This is a genomic window from Pseudomonas mandelii (assembly GCF_002251635.1).
GTDB classification, from domain to species: domain Bacteria; phylum Pseudomonadota; class Gammaproteobacteria; order Pseudomonadales; family Pseudomonadaceae; genus Aquipseudomonas; species Aquipseudomonas mandelii_B.
This window is the reverse complement of record NZ_NMOJ01000130.1, coordinates 1-2442: the sequence shown is the minus strand read 5'-3', so window position 1 is coordinate 2442 and position 2442 is coordinate 1. Positions and strand designations below refer to the sequence as shown.

3 protein-coding genes are annotated in these 2442 nt (G+C 60.1%); 1 reads left to right on the top strand and 2 read right to left on the bottom strand.

Annotated elements, in window-relative coordinates:
* Positions 1-170: 170 nt before the first annotated feature.
* Both B7L09_RS18030 and rph read right to left on the bottom strand, forming a co-directional pair.
* On the bottom strand, positions 171-539 hold the full coding sequence (locus B7L09_RS18030) for a DUF4870 domain-containing protein (RefSeq protein ID WP_094469980.1): 369 nt from the start codon (positions 537-539) through the stop codon (positions 171-173).
* Positions 540-566: 27 nt separating this feature from the next.
* Entirely contained in the window at positions 567-1289 is a 723-nt protein-coding gene (gene rph, locus B7L09_RS18025) for a ribonuclease PH (RefSeq protein ID WP_074871968.1), read from the bottom strand.
* A 280-nt stretch (positions 1290-1569) separates the two neighbouring features.
* Between rph and B7L09_RS18020 the strand changes: the two genes are divergently transcribed.
* Entirely contained in the window at positions 1570-2433 is an 864-nt protein-coding gene (locus tag B7L09_RS18020; protein WP_094469979.1) for a YicC/YloC family endoribonuclease, read from the top strand.
* Positions 2434-2442 lie beyond the last annotated feature (9 nt).

Below are 2442 nucleotides of genomic sequence, written 5' to 3'. Positions count from 1 at the left end.
GTCGTTTCGCAGACACAAAAAAGCCGACAGCAGTGTCGGCTTTTTTGTGCGCGCTGATTTTTACTGTGGGAGCGAGCTTGCTCGCGATAGCGGTCGAACTGGCACTGATGCAGTGACTGTCAGACCGCTATCGCGAGCAAGCTCGCTCCCACAGGGATTCTCATCGATCGTTATTTGATCAACCGCCAGGTGAACGGATACCGATACGGCACCCCCTCATTGGCTTTCACACCACCGATGATCGTCAACACCAACGCACCAATCGCCACCAGACCCAACAGAAAGAACCCGACGATCACCACCATCAACAGGAAGCAGATGGCGGAGGCAATAGCGACGGTGATCTGAAAGTTCAGCGCCTCCTTGCCCTGGGCATCGACAAACGGGTCCATCTCGCGCTTCATCTGCCAGAGGATCAGCGGGCCGATCAGCGTACCGAACGGAATCCATATCCCCAGCAAGGCGGACAAGTGACAAAACATTGCCCACTGCCGAACCTCTTTGCTCGGGATGGGAAGTAGCTGCTGCTCGTCACTCATGGTGTCCTCCTTGCGTGGAACATCCGATCAGTCGGCCAGTGCGGCCTTTTGCAGTTCGAAGATCTCGGTCATGCCTTTCTTCGCCAGTTCAAGCATAGCGTTCAGCTCTTCCGGCTGGAACGGCGCGCCTTCGGCTGTGCCCTGGACTTCGATGAAACCACCGGTGCTGGTCATCACCACGTTCAGGTCGGTCTCGGCAGCCGAGTCTTCCAGGTAGTCCAGGTCCAGCACAGGCTCGCCCTGGTACATGCCGACCGACACTGCAGCAATCATCTGCTTGAGTGGGTCGCCGCCCTTAAGGCCGCCGCGCTTCTTGATCACTTTCAGTGCATCGACCAGGGCCACCATGGCACCGGTGATGGAAGCGGTGCGGGTGCCNCCGTCAGCCTGGATCACGTCGCAATCGACGTACAGGGTGACGTCGCCCAGCTTGGACATGTCCAGGGCGGCACGCAGGGAGCGGCCGATCAGACGCTGGATTTCCAGAGTACGGCCGCCTTGCTTGCCGCGGCTGGCTTCACGCTGGTTACGCTCGCCGGTGGCGCGCGGCAGCATGCCGTACTCGGCAGTCAACCAACCCTGGCCCTGGCCCTTGAGGAAACGCGGCACGCCGTTTTCGACGCTGACGGTGCAGATAACCTTGGTATCGCCAAACTCGACCAGTACAGATCCCTCGGCGTGTTTGGTGTAGTTGCGGGTGATGCGGATCGAGCGGAGCTGATCGGCAGCGCGACCACTTGGACGTTTCATAGGGGATACCTGTACGGAGGACGAAAAACTGCCGAGCATTATAGAGCCGCGCGCCAAGACTGGGCACTTCTAAAAAATCCGTCCGACGATTGAAGGCGCTGACTAGAGCGTAGAACAGCGCTTTACCGACGGCCTGCCGCCCTTTGTCACACCGTATGTTTGGGCGCATCCACCCCACTGCGCTACAATCCTGCGCCTTTGCTGCCTGTCGGCTTTAATTCACAGATATCGGGTCTCGCGAAACCTTTGGTAACGCAAACCTGAATTGCGAGGTACCTCCATGGTGCACAGCATGACCGCCTTCGCCCGCGTCGAAAAAGCCGGCGTCCAAGGCACCCTGAGCTGGGAACTGCGCTCGGTCAACAGCCGTTACCTGGAGCCGCACCTGCGCCTGCCGGAGTCCTTCCGTGACCTCGAAGGCGCCGTGCGTGAAGCGCTGCGCCAGGGCATCTCCCGTGGCAAGCTNGAATGCACTCTGCGCTTCACCGAAGAAAACACCGACAAACCCCTGCAAGTGGACCGCGAGCGCGCCGCGCAATTGGTCGCCGCCGCCGANACCATCGCCGGCCTGATCAAGAATCCGGCCGCGCTCAATCCACTGGAAGTCCTGGCCTGGCCCGGCGTGCTGGTGGGCGACGCCACCGACCCGCAAGCCTTGAATGCCGAAGCCCTGGCGCTGTTCAACGAAGGCCTGAAAGAACTCAAGGCCGGCCGCGAGCGCGAAGGCGCGGAGCTGGCCCGCTTGATCAACGATCGCCTGACCTCCATTGAAGAAGATGTGGTCACCCTGCGTGAACTNGTGCCGCAGATGCTCGCCACCCAACGCCAGAAAGTCCTCGACCGCTTCGCCGACATGAAAGCCGAGATGGACCCGCAGCGCCTGGAACAGGAAATGGTCATGCTCGCGCAAAAGAGCGATGTGGCCGAAGAACTGGATCGCCTGAGCACGCACATCATTGAAGTTCGCCGGGTGCTCAAATCCGCCGGTGCCGCCGGTCGGCGCCTGGACTTCCTGATGCAGGAACTCAACCGCGAAGCCAATACACTGGGCTCCAAGGCGTTTGATCCGCGCAGCACCACGGCAGCGGTCAACCTCAAGGTGTTGATCGAGCAGATGCGCGAACAAGTACAGAATATTGAGTAAGGCAACCCT